The sequence below is a fragment of the Bradyrhizobium prioriisuperbiae genome (genome assembly GCF_032397745.1).
Lineage (GTDB): Bacteria > Pseudomonadota > Alphaproteobacteria > Rhizobiales > Xanthobacteraceae > Bradyrhizobium_A > Bradyrhizobium_A prioriisuperbiae.
In genome coordinates, this window is the sequence record NZ_CP135921.1 from 3154693 (window position 1) to 3171641 (window position 16949).

Annotated in this window: 14 protein-coding genes; 5 read left to right on the forward strand and 9 right to left on the reverse strand. The window is 62.9% G+C overall.

Annotated elements, in window-relative coordinates; translation table 11 throughout:
* Positions 1-2: 2 nt before the first annotated feature.
* Positions 3-1043, reverse strand: a complete 1041-nt coding sequence (locus RS897_RS14805) for a branched-chain amino acid ABC transporter permease (RefSeq protein WP_315837271.1) — start codon at positions 1041-1043, stop codon at positions 3-5.
* A 278-nt stretch (positions 1044-1321) separates the two neighbouring features.
* Here RS897_RS14805 and RS897_RS14810 point away from each other — a divergent pair, with 278 nt between their 5' ends.
* Positions 1322-1846, forward strand: a complete 525-nt coding sequence (locus tag RS897_RS14810; RefSeq protein WP_315837272.1) for a MarR family winged helix-turn-helix transcriptional regulator — start codon at positions 1322-1324, stop codon at positions 1844-1846.
* A 21-nt stretch (positions 1847-1867) separates the two neighbouring features.
* On the opposite strand, the gene RS897_RS14815 is transcribed toward RS897_RS14810, so the two are convergent.
* The 8 genes from RS897_RS14815 to RS897_RS14850 all read right to left on the reverse strand — a co-directional run bounded on the left by RS897_RS14815 (position 1868) and on the right by RS897_RS14850 (position 10528).
* Positions 1868-3148, reverse strand: coding sequence for a glycerate kinase type-2 family protein (locus RS897_RS14815; protein ID WP_315837273.1), 1281 nt, complete (start codon positions 3146-3148; stop codon positions 1868-1870).
* A gap of 283 nt (positions 3149-3431) precedes the next feature.
* Positions 3432-4661: an ABC transporter substrate-binding protein gene (locus tag RS897_RS14820; protein ID WP_315837274.1), complete on the reverse strand. Its 1230-nt coding sequence runs from the start codon at positions 4659-4661 to the stop codon at positions 3432-3434.
* Between the two features lie 185 nt (positions 4662-4846).
* Positions 4847-6073 (reverse strand): ABC transporter substrate-binding protein, encoded by a 1227-nt coding sequence (locus RS897_RS14825; protein ID WP_315837275.1) that lies wholly within the window; start codon positions 6071-6073, stop codon positions 4847-4849.
* A gap of 51 nt (positions 6074-6124) precedes the next feature.
* Complete coding sequence (locus tag RS897_RS14830; protein ID WP_315837276.1) at positions 6125-7147, reverse strand: branched-chain amino acid ABC transporter permease; 1023 nt, start codon at positions 7145-7147, stop codon at positions 6125-6127.
* A gap of 2 nt (positions 7148-7149) precedes the next feature.
* Positions 7150-8028, reverse strand: coding sequence for a branched-chain amino acid ABC transporter permease (locus tag RS897_RS14835; protein WP_315837277.1), 879 nt, complete (start codon positions 8026-8028; stop codon positions 7150-7152).
* 11 nt (positions 8029-8039) lie between these two features.
* Positions 8040-8753, reverse strand: coding sequence for an ABC transporter ATP-binding protein (locus RS897_RS14840; RefSeq protein WP_315837278.1), 714 nt, complete (start codon positions 8751-8753; stop codon positions 8040-8042).
* The gene (locus RS897_RS14845) at positions 8750-9574 is read right to left on the reverse strand and encodes an ABC transporter ATP-binding protein (protein ID WP_315837279.1); all 825 of its coding nucleotides are present in this window, start codon (positions 9572-9574) and stop codon (positions 8750-8752) included. The genes RS897_RS14840 and RS897_RS14845 overlap by 4 nt, the downstream gene beginning before the upstream one ends.
* A gap of 81 nt (positions 9575-9655) precedes the next feature.
* Positions 9656-10528 (reverse strand): IclR family transcriptional regulator, encoded by an 873-nt coding sequence (locus RS897_RS14850; RefSeq protein WP_315837280.1) that lies wholly within the window; start codon positions 10526-10528, stop codon positions 9656-9658.
* Between the two features lie 182 nt (positions 10529-10710).
* On the opposite strand from RS897_RS14850, the gene RS897_RS14855 reads away from it, so the two are divergent.
* The 4 genes from RS897_RS14855 (at position 10711) to pimC (ending at position 16942) form a co-directional block, all read left to right on the forward strand.
* Entirely contained in the window at positions 10711-12810 is a 2100-nt protein-coding gene (locus RS897_RS14855) for a 3-hydroxyacyl-CoA dehydrogenase NAD-binding domain-containing protein (RefSeq protein WP_315837281.1), read from the forward strand.
* Between the two features lie 2 nt (positions 12811-12812).
* Positions 12813-14480, forward strand: a complete 1668-nt coding sequence (pimA, locus tag RS897_RS14860) for a dicarboxylate--CoA ligase PimA (protein ID WP_315837282.1) — start codon at positions 12813-12815, stop codon at positions 14478-14480.
* A 6-nt stretch (positions 14481-14486) separates the two neighbouring features.
* Positions 14487-15671, forward strand: a complete 1185-nt coding sequence (locus RS897_RS14865) for an acetyl-CoA C-acyltransferase (protein ID WP_315837283.1) — start codon at positions 14487-14489, stop codon at positions 15669-15671.
* Between the two features lie 80 nt (positions 15672-15751).
* Positions 15752-16942 carry a pimeloyl-CoA dehydrogenase large subunit gene (gene pimC / locus RS897_RS14870; RefSeq protein WP_315837284.1) on the forward strand — a complete coding sequence of 397 codons (1191 nt, stop codon included), beginning with the start codon at positions 15752-15754 and terminating at the stop codon, positions 16940-16942.
* The last annotated feature ends 7 nt before the right edge of the window (positions 16943-16949 follow it).

The window sequence follows — 16949 nt, forward strand, 5'->3', positions numbered from 1 at the left end:
GATCAGTCCTTCTCTTCTTCGACGGCGGGCGACGATAGCGAACGCACCATCAGCACCGGAATGATCAAAGTGAAGACGATGACCTCCTTGTAGTCGCTGGCGTAGAACGACGACAACGCCTCGACGCAGCCGACCACAAGCGCCGCGATCGCGGTCACCGGATAACTGCCGAGCCCGCCGATGATGGCGGCGACAAAGCCCTTCAGCCCGATCAGGAAGCCGCTGTCGTAATAGATCGTGGTCATCGGCACGATCAGGATGCCCGACACCGCGCCGATCACCGCGGCCAGCAGGAAGGCGATCTGTCCGGACAGGGTGGTGCGGATGCCGACGAGGCGCGCGCCGAGGCGATTGACCGCGGTGGCGCGCAGCGCCTTGCCGTACAGCGTGTGGCCGAAGAACAGCCACAGGGCGACAATCAGGACCAGTGCGATGCCGTAAACCGCGAGGTTCTGTCCGGTGATCCGCATCGGCCCGAGCGAGAACGCCACATCTGCGATCGGGGGCGCCCGCAGGCCCTCGGCACCGAAGAACACCAGCCCCAGGCCCTGCATGGCAAGATGCACGCCCACTGATGCGATCAGCAGCACCAGCACCGAGGCGTGGGCGATCGGCTGGTAAGCGATGCGATAGAGATAGAGCCCGATCGGGGCGACGATGACCAGCGACAGCAGGAAATTGACGGTCATGCCGTTCTGCCGTCCGGCGACCAGCATGGCTAGGCCGAGGATCAAGAGCGGCAGCGCGACATTGATCGCAGCCGAGCGGGCGATTGACTGGATGCGCAGTGCTTTGCGGGCGACGAACAGGTCGAAACAAAATGCAATGATCCCCATCACCAGCGCGAGGCGCGCCGTGCCCGGCAGTTTCCCGGCCGACAGCGTCGCGTAGGTCAGTGCGCCATAGGTGATGAATTCGCCCTGCGGGATCAGGATCACCCGGGTGACCGCGAACACCAGCACCAGCCCCAGGCCGAGCAGGGCGTAGATCGCGCCATTGGTGATGCCGTCCTGAAGCAGGAACAGCAGAATTGTGCTATCCAAGGTTGTGCATCCCCCTCGAGCACCGGCGCGTGCAGAGTGTGCGCCGGTGTGACCGTGTCTTCAGCAGCGATATGTCTTCAGCGGTGATATGTCATCAACAGTGAAATAAAGTCATATGCAGTGATAAAGTCAGGAGCGGTTGTTTGCCGCTTCAGTTATTTGATATACTCCATAACAATTATTAGATATAACTACAAGTGGGTCTGGCTGCGAGCGCCGGTCGCGACCCGGTCCGGCAGATCGCTGCGATTTCAACGAGATATTTTGCGGGTCCCCTCATGGCCGTTTCCAGGACAGCAGCTTCTCCCGGCGCCAAGCCGGCCGCAATTCGCAAGACGCCGGCGCCCAAAGCGGCCGCCGATGTGGAGGCGGCGCCGCTCGTGCTTGGCGAACTGTCCGAGCTGCTCGGCTATCAGTTCAAGCGGGCGCAGCTGCGGATTTTCGAGGACTTCATCCGTTGCGTCGAGCCGCTGCATCTGACGCCGGCGCAATTCTCGGTGCTGATCATGCTGGAGAAGAACCCGGGCCGCAATCAGACCGAAATCGCCACCACGCTCGGCATCCTCAGGCCGAATTTCGTCTCGATGCTGGACGCCCTGGAGAGCCGCGAGTTGTGCGCGCGGGTACGCTCCACCGAGGACCGCCGCTCGCACATCGTGCAACTGACCGACAAGGGCCGCTCCATCCTGGCCCGCGCCAAGCGGCTGGTTGCAACCAAGCATGAAGCCCGGCTCAACGCCTTGCTCGGCGAAGCCGACCGCGCGGCGCTGCTGCAGATGCTGGACAAGCTCGCGAAATTTTAGGGTAAGCCGTCTCCGCAAGACCTAGTCGACCAGAATCACCCGCACGTCATTGACGTTGGTCAGGGTCGGGCCGGTGATCAGCAGGTCCCCGGTTTTCTCAAAAAAGCCGGTGGCGTCGTTGTTCAGGAGATAGCCGGCCGGATCGAGCCCGAGGGATCGCATCTTGTCGAACGTTGTCTGGTCGATCATGGCGCCGGCCGGATCGGTCGGCGACCCGGCACCGCCGTCGGCGCCATCGGTGTCGGCCGCGATGGCGGCGATGTTCGGGGTGGTGGCGAGCTTCGCCGCCAGCGCCAAGGCATATTCCTGGTTGGGGCCGCCGCGGCCGTTGCCCGTCACCGTGACGGTGAGCTCGCCGCCGGACAGGATGGCGAGGCGCCGGCCCTCGGCGCGCGCCTTCAGCGCCATCTCCGCATGGTCGGCGGCCACGGTGCGCGCCTCGCCCTCGAGATCGGCGCCGAGGTCGATGACTTCATAGCCGGCCTGCTTCGCGGTCAGCGCCGCGGCGTCGATGGAGTCGCGGGGACGGCCGATCAGCTTGAAGCTGGTGTGCGCGAAAATCGGATCGTCGGGCTTGCAGCTTTCATTGCGCGGGTCATCCAGCGCGCGGCGCACCGCGTCGTCGACGGTCAGATTGTAGCGCGCAATGAGGGCACGGGCGTCCGCCAGCGTCGTTGCATCGGGCACCGTCGGCCCGGACGCGATCACAGCGGGATCGTCATGGGGCACGTCGGAAATGCCGAGTGTAATGATTTGCGCCGGGTACGCGGCGCGGGCGAGGCGGCCGCCCTTGATGCGGGAGAGATGCTTGCGGACCGTGTTCATGTCGCCGATCGGCGCGCCTGAGCGCAGCAGCGCCTTGTTGACCTGCTGCTTCTGGGCGAACGAGACGCCCTCGACCGGGGCGACCCAGTTTGCCGAACCGCCACCGGAAATCAGCACCAGCACCAGGTCGTCGGCGGTCGCGGTGGCGGCGAGCTTCAGGGTCTCGTCGGCGGCTTTCAAGCCGGCCTCGTCGGGGACAGGATGGCCGGCCTCGATCACCTTGATGCGCCGGGTCGGAACGCCATGGCCATGCCGGGTGGTGGCGAGGCCCGACAGCCGTGCCGGGTCGAGCCCGAGCCGGTCGAGATAGTGGACTTCCGCGGCGGCGGCCAAAGCGGCGGCGGCCTTGCCGGCGGCGAGGCAGATCACGCGGCCCTTTGGAGCAGCGGGCAGATGTTGCGCCAGCACGCGGTCCGGATGGGCGGCGGCGACGGCGGAATCGAAAATCGAACGGAGCAGGGGGCGATGGTCGGTCATTCTCGGTGCATATTCCTCGGGCCGCGTCTTTCGCAAGACGCGGGGTGACAACGGTATCCATCCTGTTCCGGAGCGAAAACGCGAGGCGCGCTTTCCTTAGGCTTCCCGTTCAAATCATTGGATTTTTTGGCGCAGTCAAGGGCGCAGTGGGGATCAATAGCAGCATTTCCTGCTTTTCAACAGGGTCGCGTTGTCAGGCCAATTGGAAGGTGTTTCGCGAACGATCAAAAAAAGCCCCTCGGCAACGGGTGGTTGCCGAGGGCTGGCATTCAAGACGGTCCGGCTAGCCGCCGGTCTCACCGCTGATCACGGGCCCGAACAGCTCCCATTTCTCGCCCTTGATCTTCTGCAGTTGCACCTGCTCGATCGGTGCAAAGTCGGTGGGGCTGGTGTTGATGGTGATGCCGGGCAGCAGGTTGGTGGTCCGGAAGCCCTTCAGGCTGGCGGCCTGCTTCATCACATTCTCGCGCGTGAGGTTGTCGCCGCACTGCTTCAGCACCTGCACCAGGGTCTGGGCGACATTGTAGCCGACCATGACCGAGGCGTCGGCGCGATTGCCCTCGGGGAAATCCTTGGCCAGGAAATCGTCGAAGGTCTTCATGCCGGGATCGTCCTTCCATTGCGGATCGAGCGGATCCTGCAGATAGGCGACCGAGATGATGTCCTGCGCGTTCTCGAAGCCGGCCGGCTTGATCACGCTGCCGATCGAGGCGCTGACGTTGTTGAGGAAGTGCAGCGGCTTCCATCCGAGCTCGCCGACCTTCTTGATCGCCTGCGCCGCGAACTTCGGCGTGGTGATGTTGACGAACACGTCGGCATTGAGCGACTTCAGCTTGACGATGTGCGAGTCGATGGTCGGCTCGGACACTTCATAGGGCTCCTCGATGATGATCATCGACGCGGCCTTGGCGCCGAGGCCGTCCTTCAGTCCCTTCAGGTAATCCTTGCCGTAATCGTCATTCTGGTAGAGCACGGCGATCTTGGCGTTCGGCTTTTCCTTCAGCAGATATTTTGCGTAGATCCGCGTCTCGGCCTGGTAGTTGGGCTGCCAGCCCATGGTCCAGGGAAATTCCTTCGGATCGTTCCATTTGGTCGCGCCGGTGGCCACGAACAATTGCGGCACCTTTTTCGCGTTCATGTATTTCTGGATCGCGGTGTTCGACGGCGTGCCCAGGGAATTGAACACGATGAGGGTCTCATCGCTTTCCACCAGCTTGCGCGCCTGCTCCACCGCCTTGGGCGGGCTGTAGGCATCGTCATAGGAAATGAAGTTGATCTTGCGGCCGTTGATGCCGCCGGAGGCATTGATCTTGCGGAAGTAGGCCTCTTCGGTTTTCCCGATCACGCCGTAGGCGGAGGCCGGTCCGCTGTAGGGCATGATGTTGCCGATCTTGATTTCGGTATCGGTGGCGCCGGTGTCGTATTTCTTCTGGGCAAATGCGCCGCTGCTGCTCGCAGCGATCACGGCAAAAGCGGTCGAAAGCACCGCCAGTCGTCGGGTGACGAAAGACATTCAGTTTCTCCCTTTTTGTTTTGGTCGATGTGTCTTTTTGGTTGTTTTTGGAAACCTCTGCGGGTCTCGCGTCGACATTGAATACCGTTTACCGGGGGTCTTCAAGAAAAAGCCCCCGGCGACAAGGTCGCAGGGGGCCTGAACTTTAGTCAGCCGACGTCGCCGACGGCTGCAACCGGAAGCTGCTACCCGCCGACTTCGCCGTTGATGATCGGGCCGAACAGATCCCACTTCTCGCCCTTGAACTTCGCCATCTGCAGCTGCTCGATCGGATAGAAGTCGGTGGCGCTGGTGTTGATCTTGACGCCCGGCAGCAGGGTGTCCAGCGTGAAGTCCTTCAGGCTGGCGGCCTGCTTCATGATGTTCTCGCGGGTCAGGTTGTCACCGGCCTGCTTGAGCACCTGCACCACGGTCTGCGCCTGGCCGTAGCCATAGACCACCGAGGCATCGGTCCGGTTGGCATCGGGCGCATATTTGGCCAGGAAAGCATAGAATTTCTTCATGCCTTCGTCATTGTCCCACTGCGAATCCGCGCCGTCCTTGGCGTAAGCAGCGGTAAGCATGTCCTGTGCGTTTTCGAAACCGGCCGGCTTCAGCACGCTGCCCACGGATGCGCCGACGTTGCTCTGCACATAGGTCGGCTTCCAGCCGAGCTCGGCGACCTTCTTGATGGCCTGAGCGGAGAATTTCGGCGTGGTGAGGCTCATGAAGGTGTCGGCGCCGGTCGCCTTCAGCTTGACGATGTGGGAGTCGATGGTCGGCTCGGACACTTCATAGCTGTCTTCGGCGATGATCATCGACGCGGCCTTGGCGCCGAGGCCGTCCTTGATGCCCTTCAGCAGGTCTTTGCCGAAGTCGTCGTTCTGATACATGATCGCGATCTTGGCGTCGGGCTTCGTGCTCAGCAGATACTTGGCATAGATGCGGCCTTCGCTCTGGTACGCCGGCTGCCAGCCCATGGTCCAGGGGAAGTCCTTCGATTCGCCGAACTTGGTGGCGCCGGTGGCCACGAACAACTGCGGCACCTTCTTCGCATTCATGTATTTCTGGATCGCCGAATTCGACGGCGTGCCGAGCGGGCCGAACACGAACAGCACCTCGTCGCTTTCCACCAGCTTGCGGGCCTGCTCCACCGCCTTGGGCGGGCTGTAGCCGTCGTCATAGCTGGTGAAATTGATCTTGCGGCCGTTGATGCCGCCCTGTTCGTTGATCATGTTGAAATAGGCGGCTTCCATCTTGCCGATCACGCCATAGGCCGAAGCGGGGCCGCTGTAGGGCATGATGTTGCCGATCTTGATCTCGGTATCGGATGCGCCGGTGTCGTATTTCTTTTGCGCGAGGGCTGCGCCGTTGCTGAGCGCCAGGGCGGCGATTGCTGCCGACAGGCCAATGAGGGTGGTACGCGTGGTCATGGTCGAAAAAGCTCCTTCTTGGTGGGTGTCTTGAGTCGGTCTTTTTTGCGGTCAGCTTTTTGAGCCGACCAGTTTCTTGAAAAGGGCCTCTGCAGTGTAGGCCACCTGGCGTGCCCCGTGCGGGACGACGAAGATGATGATGATCAGCAGCACGCCGAACACGGCGCCCGACAGGCCCTTGGAGATGCTCTCGGCAATGTTCGGCACGAACACGATGAAGGCCGCGCCCGCCAGCGATCCCGGCAGCCAGCCGACACCGCCGACCACCATGCCGAGGAAGATCGCGATCGCCAGCGTAATGGTGTAGCCGTCCGGCGCCACGAACTGCACCACGATGGCGCCGAGCGCGCCGGCGATGCCGGTGAAGGCCGCGCTGATGCCGAACGCCAGCGTCTTGTAGAGCGACAGGTTGACGCCCAGCGCCGACGCCGCGATCTGGTTGTCGCGGATCGCCATCATCGCGCGGCCGGAACGCGAATTCAGCAGATTGACGGAGGCGATGTAGATCAAAAGCCCCACAGCCAGGGTGAAGTAATACAGCCACATGTCCTGCGACATCGGCAGGCCGAACGGCGCGTCCGGCTTGGTGATGACCAGGCCCTGTACGCCGCCGGTCCAGTGCTCGAACACGCCGAGCTTGAGCATCTGCGGCATGGCGGTGGCCAGCGCGAACGTCGCCAATGCCAGATAGACGCCGCTGAGCCGCAGCGCCGGCAATCCGAACAGGAAGCCGAAGATGAAGCAGACCAGGCCCGAGACCGGCAGCGTCAGCACATAGTTGATGCCGGCGTGCTCCATCAGGATCGCCGAGGTGTAGGCGCCGAGTGCGTAGAACGCGCTCTGGCCCAGCGAGAATTGCCCGCTGCCGCCGGTCAGGAGATTGAGTGCGATGATTGCGATCGCATAAACCAGCAGCATGGTCAGCTGGAAGATCACGAAATTCTTCACGAACAGCGGGATCAGCAGCATCAAGACCAGCATGATCAGCGATGCGCCGAGGCTCACCGTCATGGATTTTTTCGACGGCACGCTGACGGCCGGGGCCTCGGTCACGGTTTCCTGGAGTGCGGTCATGATCAAACTCGCTGAACGACGGCACGGCCGAACAGGCCGTTGGGTTTAACGACAAGCACGGTAACGATCAGGGCCAGTGCGATCGGCAGCTTCAGTTCGTTGCCGACGCCGGGAATGTAGGTGCCGACCAGGTTCTCGAAGACGCCGACCAGGAAGCCGCCGATCACGGCGCCGAACGGGCTGGTGAGGCCGCCGAGCACCGCGGAGGCGAAGCCGTACAACAGCACGCCGCCCATCATGTTCGGTTCCAGGAACACGATCGGGGCGATCAGCATGCCGGCGATGGCGCCGATGGCGGACGCCATGCCCCATCCCAGCGCAATCATCCAGCCGACATTGATGCCGACCAGGCGGGCTGACTCAGGCAGCGAGGCAGCGGCGCGCATCGCCAGGCCAATCCGGGTGAAGCGGAAGAAGATGTAGAGCAGGATCAGCAGCACCACGGTGACGCCGATCATCCCGGCCTGGTGGGTCGAGATCAACTGGCTGCCGAGGAACGGCCGCGAGCCGAATGGCGAGGGGAACTGCTTGATGGTGAAGTCCCAGGTCAGGCCGGCGACGCTGTTGATGATGGCGAACAGCGCGATGAAGCCGGCGACGTGGGTCAGGATCGGGGCATTGGCCAGCGGCTTGAACAGCGACCGCTCGATGATGATGCCGCCGGCGAACGAGATCCCGAGCGTCAGCACGAAGGCGATCCAGTACGGCACCCCCCACTGGATCAGTTGCCAGGCGATGAAGGTCGAGAACATCGCCATTTCGCCTTGGGCGAAATTCAGGTGGTCGATGGCCTGATAGATCATCACGACAGCGAGCGCCATGCAGGCGTAGATCGCACCGGTCGCAATGCCAGCCAGGACCTGGTTGGTAAAAAGCTCCATGGCCGGTCTCCTTAATATCCGAGATAGGATTTGCGGATGTCTTCGTTGTCGGCGATCTCTTTGGCGTCGCCCGACATCACGATGCGCCCGGTCTCGATGACATAGGCCTGCTTGGCGATTTCGAGCGCCAACTGGGCGTTCTGCTCCACCACCAGAATGGTGACCTTGTCCTCGCGGTTGATCTTGCCGAGGATACCGAACAGGTCGCGCACCACCAGCGGCGCGAGGCCGAACGAGGGCTCGTCGAGCAGCATCAGGCGCGGCCGCAGCATCAGCGCGCGGGCGACCGCGAGCATCTGCTGTTCGCCGCCGGACAGCGTGCCGGCCTGCTGGCTGGAGCGCTCCCTCAGCTTCGGGAAATGTCCGTACATCCGCTCGATGTCGCCGGCGATCGCCTTGGTGTCGCTGCGGGTGATGGCGCCGAGCTGCAGGTTTTCCTCCACCGTCATGCGGGTGAAGGTGCCGCGGCCCTGCGGCACATGCGCGATGCCGAGCTTGACGATGCTCTCCGTCGACTTGCCGGTCAGCGGCTTGCCTTCGAAACGGATGGTGCCGGTGGAGCGGATCATGTTGCAGATCGAGCGCAGTGTCGTGGTCTTGCCGGCGCCGTTGGCGCCGAGCAGGGTGGTCACGCTGCCCTCATTGAGGCTGAACTGCAGGCCGTGCAGCGCCTGCACCTGGCCGTAATAGGCGCGCAGGTCCTGGATATCGAGCATCGCACTCATGACTCGTTGCTCCCCGAATCCTTGCTGCCAAGGTAAGCCTTGATGACATCCGGGTCAGACTGCACCTGGGCCGGCGTGCCCTCCGCGAGCTTCTTGCCGAAATTGAGCGCGACCACGTGGTCGGCGATCGACATCACGAGGCCCATGTGATGCTCGACCAGCAGCACGGTGATGCCGCGCTGGTCGCGAATTTTACGAATGAGGTCGCCGAGTGCGTGGACCTCTTCATGGTTCAAGCCGCCGGCGGGCTCATCAAGCAGCAGGATCTTTGGCTCGGCGGCCAGGGCACGTCCGAGTTCCACCCGCTTCTGGGTGCCGAACGGCAGGCCTGCGACTTTCTGGTCGCCGACATCCATCAGGTCGAGATAGTCGGCGATGTCCTTGACGCGCTTGTTGAGGGCTTGTTCCTCGCGCCGGACCCAGGGCAGCTTCAGCATGTCGCTGACCACATCGCTTTTGGTGCGCGAATGCGCGCCGATGCGGATGTTGTCCAGCACCGACAGGTTCTGGAACAGCGCCACGTTCTGGAAGGTGCGGCCGATGCCGATATCCGGAATCTTGTGCGGCTGCTGATTGAGGATGGTCTGGCCATCCATCAGGATGTCGCCCCGGCTCGGCTGGTAGAGCCGGCTCAGGCAATTGAACAGCGTGGTCTTGCCGGCGCCGTTGGGTCCGATCAATCCCAGGATATGGCCCTTGCGCATGTCAAACGACACGCCGTTCAAGGCGATGATGCCTCCGAACGTGACGCTGACGTCACGCACCGAGAGCAGGGGCGCGACCGAACCGGTCTGTCCCTGCGCCAGAGCTGCCTGCGTCATGCCGTGCAGCTCTTGCCTGTCGGCATATGGCTCTCGCCTGCCGCAGTCGTCGCATCGAGCCAAGCATTGCGCGCGCGAACGCTAGCCGATCCCCTCAACCACTCGAGCAATTTTCCCTCCTGACTTCGACTTTTTATTGTTGATCATGTCCACGCGTCCCATGGTGGGACGGCCGGTCATTGCTTTTTCGATATTCTTGACCATCGCCACCAGGCGCGGTCCGATATCGTTGATCAGTCTGTCTTCCGAAAACTTGAAAGCCGGTGCGCCGCAATTGAATGCGTACGGACCGGTTCCATCGTTCAGGTTCAGCGCGACACCCGCGGCGTGAATGTCGCTATGCCATTCGCCGGCGGAGATCGTAAAGCCGTATTTGGCGATCATCTCCCCGGCGCGCTCGATGCCCTCTTTGACCTTCGGCCAGCGATTGCCGGCAGTCTCGCGGATCTCGCGCAATAATGCAGTTCGCTCGTCGTCAGGCAATGCCAACAAATAGGCACGCCCCATCGCCGTGGTCGCTATCGGAACGCGCGAACCGACATCGAGCAACACGCCCACCGTGAGTTCGCTGCGGCTTTGCCCGAAATAGATCATGCTCAGGCGGTCGCGGGCGCCGATCGCCACTGCTCCGCCGGTCTCGCGCATCAGCTTGTCACGGAAAGGATCGGACAAATGCCGGATGCCGAGATTGGCCAGCGCGGAATATCCCAGCGCCATCGCCGCGGGCGTCAGCTGGTATTTTTCAAATCTTGGAACTTGTGCGAGGTATCCCAGCTTGGTCAGCGTGTAGGTCAGCCGGGAAATGGTCGGCTTCGGCAGATTGGTTCGGGCGGCGATTTCCTGATTGCCGAGAAGGCCATCGTTAGGGCGGAACGCGCGCAGAACATCGAGCCCTCGCGAGAGCGCGACGACGAAATTGCGATCGGTCGCGCTTTTCTTCGCAACTCGCTTCATTCAAAACAATCGCTTCATGCAAACTTGCCGTACCGCCCCTCGTTGACAACGGACGCTCTTCAAAATAACCCTCCGTGTCAAGGTGTGAAATTAAATTCCGCAGTGCGAAATAGACCGGGACGGTTTGTCGCACGCAGAAAACCAGCACCAGGCAAGAGAAACAAACGATCAAGGAGAGCAGCGTGAGTGAAGTGGTGAAGGTAGAACGTCGCGACGTGATTGCCATTGTCACGGTCGACAGCCCTCCGGTGAATGCTCTCAGCGCCGCCGTTCGCAGCGGCATCAGCGAAGCGATCAAGAGTGCGGGCAGTGACCCGCAGGTGCAGGCCATCGTGCTGACCTGCGCGGGGCGCACCTTCATCGCCGGCGCCGACATCACCGAATTCGGCAAGCCGCCGAAGCCGCCCGGCCTCGGCGAGGTGATCAGCGACATCGAGAATTGTCCGAAGCCCGTGGTCGCCGCGATCCATGGCACGGCGCTCGGCGGCGGCCTGGAAGTCGCGCTGGGATGCCACTTCCGCGTCGCCACCAAGGATGCCAGGCTCGGTCTGCCCGAGGTGAAGCTCGGCCTGTTGCCCGGCGCTGGTGGCACGCAGCGTCTGCCGCGTGCGGTGGGTCCGGAGCTCGGCGTCAAGATGGTCGTGACCGGCGATCCGATCGGCGCCGCGGAGGCACTGAAGAACGGCCTGATCGAAGAGATCGTTGACGATGTCGCGACCGGCGGTGAAGCCTTTGCGCGCAAGGTGCTGGCGGAGAAGCGTCCGCTGCGCAAGCTGCGCGATGACGACAGCAAGCTGGTGGCGGCGAAGGCCGACCGTTCGATCTTCACCAATGCCGCGGCCGCCGCCAACAAGCGCAATCGTGGCCTGGAAGCGCCGCTCGCCTGTGCCGAGGCGGTGGGCTGGACCCTGGATACGCCGTTCGACGAGGCGCTGAAGAAGGAGCGCGAGAGCTTCCTGCGGCTCGTGGCTGGCGACCAGTCCAAGGCCCAGCGTTATGCCTTCTTCTCCGAGCGCGAAGCCGCCAAGATCGACGGCGTGCCCGACGGCACCAAGCCGCGCAAGGTGGATCGCGTGGCTATCATCGGTGCCGGAACCATGGGCGGCGGCATCGCCATGTCGTTCGCCAATGCCGGCATCCCGGTGACCCTGATCGAAACCGGCGAGGAGCAGCTCAAGCGCGGCCTCGGCGTGATGCAGAAGAACTACGAGGCGACGGCGGCGCGCGGCGGCATTCCCGCCGATGCCCCCGCCAAGCGCATGGGCCTGATCACCGGTGTGGTCGGCCTCGAGAACGTCAAGGACGCGGACCTCGTGATCGAGGCGGTGTTCGAAACCATGGCGATCAAGAAAGAGGTGTTCACCAAGCTCGACCAGTTCGCCAAGCCCGGCGCGGTGCTGGCCAGCAACACCTCCTATCTCAACATCAACGAGATCGCGTCCGTCACCAAGCGGCCGCAGGATGTGCTGGGCATGCACTTCTTCAGCCCGGCCAACGTCATGAAGCTGTGCGAAATCGTCCGCGCCGAGAAGACCGCGCCGGATGCGCTCTCGACCGCGGTCGCGATCGCCAAGCGCATCGCCAAGGTACCGGCCGTGGTCGGCGTCTGCGACGGCTTTGTCGGCAATCGCATGCTGGCCGCCCGCGGCAAGCAGGCCGAGAAGCTGTTGTTCGAAGGCGCGCTGCCGCAGCAGGTCGATGCCGTCGTCACCAAGTTCGGCATGCCGATGGGCCCGTTCGCCATGGGCGATCTCGCCGGCCTCGACATCGGCTGGCGCTCGCGCAAGGACCGCGGCATCAAGTCGGAAATCGCCGACGCACTGTGCGAAGCCGGCCGTTTCGGCCAGAAGACCGGCAAGGGTTATTACAAGTATGAGAGCGGCTCCCGCGCGCCGCTGCCGGATCCGGACGTCGAGAAGCTGATTGACGAGACCTGCGCGCGGCTTGGCATCAAGCGCCGCGAGGTCAGCGACGACGAGATCCTCGAGCGCATGATGTACCCGATGATCAACGAGGGTGCGCGCATCCTCGCGGAGAAAGTCGCGGCGCGTCCGAGCGACATCGACGTGATCTGGCTGTACGGCTATGGCTGGCCGATCTATCGCGGCGGTCCGATGTTCTACGCCGACCAGGTCGGCCTCAAGCACATCGCCGAGCGGCTGTCGTTCTATGCCAAGCAGACCAACGATCCCTCGCTCGAGCCGGCGCCGCTGTTGAAGCAGCTTGCCGAAAAGGGCGAGACGTTTGCTTCCTACGCCAAGGGAGCTGCCAAGGCGGCCTGATCATGGCTTATCCTGGTGAGAGGCACTACCCGGACGGTATCAGTTGGAGCGCGCCGATCCCGTTCGGCACGCTGCCGGGGCTGCTTGCGAAGGCAGCCGCGGACTACGGCGTCCGTCCGGCGCTCGAGTTCCGCGACAAGCCCATCAGCTTTGTCGAGATCGGCGCCATGGTTGATACCGCGGCCGGTGCGTTCCTGCGCGCCGGCTACGGCAAGGGGGCTTCGATTGCGCTGTTCCTCGGCAACACGCCGGATCATCCGGTCAATTTCTTCGGCGGGCTGAAAGCGGGTGCGCGCATCGTGCACCTCAGTCCGCTCGACGGCGAACGCGCGTTGTCGCACAAGCTCAGCGACAGCGGCGCGCGGGTGCTGGTCACCAGCAATGTCGCGACGTTGCTGCCGACGGCGCTGAAGTTTCTCGACAAGGGCCTGATCGATCGTCTCATCGTTTGCGAGGACGACCGCTGGGGCGATGTCGGTAACGCCAAAGCGCCGTATCCGCAAAGCGACGCCATCGTCACCTTCCGCGATTTTGTCGCTGATGCCGTGCCGCCGGCGCAATGGCCGTTGGTCGATCCCGAGGATGTCGCGCTGCTGCAGTACACCGGCGGCACCACCGGGCTGCCGAAGGGCGCGAAACTCACCCACAAGAACCTGACCTCGGCGGTCGGGATCTACGATGTCTGGGGCGCCAAGGCGAAAGCCGAGCGCAACACCATCGAGCGGGTGATCTGCGTCCTGCCGCTGTTTCATATCTATGCGCTGACGGTGATCCTGCTGCGCAATCTCAAGAACGGCGATCTGATTTCACTGCATCAGCGCTTCGATCTCGAGGCGGTGATGCGCGACATCGAGGTCAAGCGCGCCACGTCTTTCCCGGGCGTGCCGACCATGTGGATCGCCATCGCCAACCTGCCGGATCTCGACAAGCGCGATTTGTCGTCGCTGGCGTCCTGCGGCTCCGGCGGTGCGCCGCTGCCGGTCGAAGTCGCAAAAATCTTCGAGCGCAAGACCGGCATGAAGCTGCGCAGCGGCTGGGGCATGACCGAGACCTGTTCGCCCGGTACGGGACATCCGCCACAGGGGCCCGACAAGCCGGGATCGATCGGCTTGATGCTGCCCGGCATCGAACTCGACGTGGTCGCGCTCGACGATCCCACCCGTGTGCTGCTAGCAGGCGAAACCGGAGAGATCCGCATCCGCGGCCCGAATGTCACCAAGGGCTACTGGAACCGAGAGAAGGAGACCGCCGAGGTCTTTGTCGGTGATCGTTTCCTGACCGGCGATATCGGCTACATGGATGCCGATGGCTACTTCTATCTGGTCGATCGCAAGAAGGACATGATCATCTCCGGTGGATTCAACGTCTATCCGCAGATGATCGAGCAGGCGATCTACGAACATCCCGCCGTGCAGGAAGTCATCGTGCTCGGCGTATCAGATCAATATCGCGGCGAAGCGGCGAAAGCCTTCGTCACTCTGAAGGCGGGCGCGGCGTCGTTCACGCTTGATGATCTCAGAAGTTTTCTCACCGGCAAGATCGGCAAGCACGAACTGCCGGCTGCACTTGAATTCCGGGACCAATTGCCGCGAACCACGGTCGGCAAACTGTCCCGCCATGAGCTACGTTCCCAGCAACAAACTCCATCGCAATCCGCAGCAACAAGGTAATCCATCATGACCGATGCAGTGATCGTCTCCACCGCCCGCACCCCGATCGGCAAGGCCTATCGCGGCGCGTTCAACAACACCGAAGGCGCGACCCTGCTCGGCCACGCGATCGGCGAAGCCGTCAAGCGCGCCAAGGTTGATCCCAGCGAGATCGAGGACGTGGTGATGGGCGCTGCCATGCAGCAGGGCACCACCGGCGGCAATATCGCCCGCAAGGCGGCGCTGCGTGCCGGTCTTCCCGTTACCGTCGGTGGCACCACCATCGACCGGCAGTGTGCCTCGGGCCTGCAGGCGATTGCGCTGGCCGCGCGCTCGGTGATTTTTGACGGCGTCGAGATCGCTGTCGGCGGCGGCGGTGAATCGATCAGTCTGGTGCAGAACGATCACATCAACAAATTCCATGCCGTCGATCCGGAACTGATGAAGATCAAGTCCGACGTCTACATGGCCATGCTCGACACCGCCGAAGTGGTGTCGAAGCGTTACGGCATCTCGCGCGAAAAGCAGGACGAATACTCGCTGGAAAGCCAGCGCCGCACTGCGGCCGCCCAGCAAGGCGGCAAGTTCAACGACGAGATCGCGGCGATCACCACCACCATGGGTGTGGCCGACAAGGCGACCGGTGCGATCTCCTTCAAGGAGATCACCCTGTCGAAGGATGAGGGCCCGCGTCCGGAAACCACCGCCGACGGTCTCGCTGGCCTCAAGGCGGTCCGCGAGGGCGGCTTTATCACCGCCGGCAATGCCAGCCAGCTCTCGGACGGCGCCAGCGCCACGGTGATCATGAGCGACAAGGAAGCCGCCAAGCGCGGCCTGAAGCCGCTCGGCATCTTCCGTGGTTTCGTGTCGGCCGGCTGCGAGCCGGACGAGATGGGCATCGGCCCGGTGTTCGCGATTCCGCGCCTGCTCAAGCGCCACGGCCTGAAGATCGAGGACATCGATCTGTGGGAGCTGAACGAAGCGTTCGCCGTGCAGGTGCTGTATTGCCGCGACAAGCTCGGCATCGATCCGGAGAAGCTCAACGTCAATGGCGGCTCAATCGCGGTCGGCCATCCCTATGGCATGACCGGCGCGCGTCTCACCGGCCACCTCTTGATCGAAGGCCGTCGCCGCAACGCGAAGTACGGCGTGGTCACCATGTGCGTCGGCGGCGGCATGGGTTCGGCCGGCCTGTTCGAGATCGTTCAGTAATTGTTTTTGTGCGCGCGGTTGTTCGGACCGCGCGCACCAATGGTTTCAAGATAACCGTTTTTTGAATCAGGGAGAGTCCGATGGATCTCAGCTTCAGCAAGGAAGAACTGGCGTTCCGTGACGAAGTTCGCGCCTTCTTCAAGGAGAGCGTGCCGCCGCAGGTGCGCCAGAAGCTCCTGGAAGGCCGCCACACCAGCAAGCAGGACCTGGTGGACTGGCAGCGCATTCTCAACAAGAAGGGCTGGGCGGTGCCGCATTGGCCCAAGGCGTACGGCGGCACCGGCTGGACCCCGGCGCAGCAGTACATCTTCCTTGAGGAGCTGCAGATTGCGCCGGCGCCGCCGCCGCTGCCGTTCGGCGTCAACATGGTCGGGCCAGTGATCTACACCTTCGGCAATGAAGAGCAGAAGAAGTATTACCTGCCGCGCATTGCCAATCTCGACGATTGGTGGTGCCAGGGCTTCTCCGAGCCGGGCTCGGGATCGGACCTCGCCTCGCTGAAGACCACGGCGAAGCGCAAGGGCGATGTCTATGTGATCAACGGCCAGAAGACCTGGACGACCTTGGCGCAATATGCCGACTGGATCTTCTGCCTGTGCCGCACCGATCCGACCGCCAAGAAACAGTCCGGCATCTCGTTCATCCTGATGGACATGAAGTCGCGCGGCATCACCGTGCGGCCGATCCAGACCATCGACGGCGGTGTCGAGGTCAACGAAGTGTTCTTCGATGACGTCGAAGTGCCGGTGACCAACCTGGTCGGCGAGGAAAACAAGGGCTGGGATTACGCAAAGTTCCTGCTCGGCAACGAGCGCACCAACATCGCCCGCGTCGGCATGTCGAAGGAGCGTATCCGCCGCATCAAGGACCTCGCCTCCAAGGTGATGGCCGGCGACAAGGCGCTGATCGAGGATCCCAAGTTCCGCGAAAAGCTCGCCGCCACCGAGATCGAGCTCAAGGCGCTGGAATTGACCCAGATGCGCGTCGTCGCCAACGAGAGCAAGAACGGCCGTGGCAAGCCGGATCCGGCCTCCTCGATCCTCAAGATCAAGGGCTCGGAAATCCAGCAGACCATCACCGAATTGCTGATGGAAGTGATCGGCCCCTTCGCGGCTCCCTATGCGCCGGACAACGAGGAAGGCCGCAACGAATTCCCGGATTGGACCACCCAGATCGCGCCCGGCTACTTCAACTACCGCAAGGTGTCGATCTACGGCGGCTCCAACGAAATTCAGCGCAACATCATCGCCAAGGCCGTGCTCGGTCTCTGAGCTTCCT

Bases quoted from the DNA above. Each gene is read 5' to 3' on its own strand.
- RS897_RS14810 (WP_315837272.1), top strand. From the start codon at position 1,322: ATGGCCGTTTCCAGGACAGCAGCTTCTCCCGGCGCCAAGCCGGCCGCA.
- RS897_RS14815 (WP_315837273.1), bottom strand. From the start codon at position 3,148: ATGACCGACCATCGCCCCCTGCTCCGTTCGATTTTCGATTCCGCCGTC.
- RS897_RS14820 (WP_315837274.1), bottom strand. From the start codon at position 4,661: ATGTCTTTCGTCACCCGACGACTGGCGGTGCTTTCGACCGCTTTTGCC.
- RS897_RS14825 (WP_315837275.1), bottom strand. From the start codon at position 6,073: ATGACCACGCGTACCACCCTCATTGGCCTGTCGGCAGCAATCGCCGCC.
- RS897_RS14830 (WP_315837276.1), bottom strand. From the start codon at position 7,147: ATGACCGCACTCCAGGAAACCGTGACCGAGGCCCCGGCCGTCAGCGTG.
- RS897_RS14835 (WP_315837277.1), bottom strand. From the start codon at position 8,028: ATGGAGCTTTTTACCAACCAGGTCCTGGCTGGCATTGCGACCGGTGCG.
- RS897_RS14840 (WP_315837278.1), bottom strand. From the start codon at position 8,753: ATGAGTGCGATGCTCGATATCCAGGACCTGCGCGCCTATTACGGCCAG.
- RS897_RS14845 (WP_315837279.1), bottom strand. From the start codon at position 9,574: ATGACGCAGGCAGCTCTGGCGCAGGGACAGACCGGTTCGGTCGCGCCC.
- RS897_RS14850 (WP_315837280.1), bottom strand. From the start codon at position 10,528: ATGAAGCGAGTTGCGAAGAAAAGCGCGACCGATCGCAATTTCGTCGTC.
- pimA (WP_315837282.1), top strand. From the start codon at position 12,813: ATGGCTTATCCTGGTGAGAGGCACTACCCGGACGGTATCAGTTGGAGC.
- RS897_RS14865 (WP_315837283.1), top strand. From the start codon at position 14,487: ATGACCGATGCAGTGATCGTCTCCACCGCCCGCACCCCGATCGGCAAG.
- pimC (WP_315837284.1), top strand. From the start codon at position 15,752: ATGGATCTCAGCTTCAGCAAGGAAGAACTGGCGTTCCGTGACGAAGTT.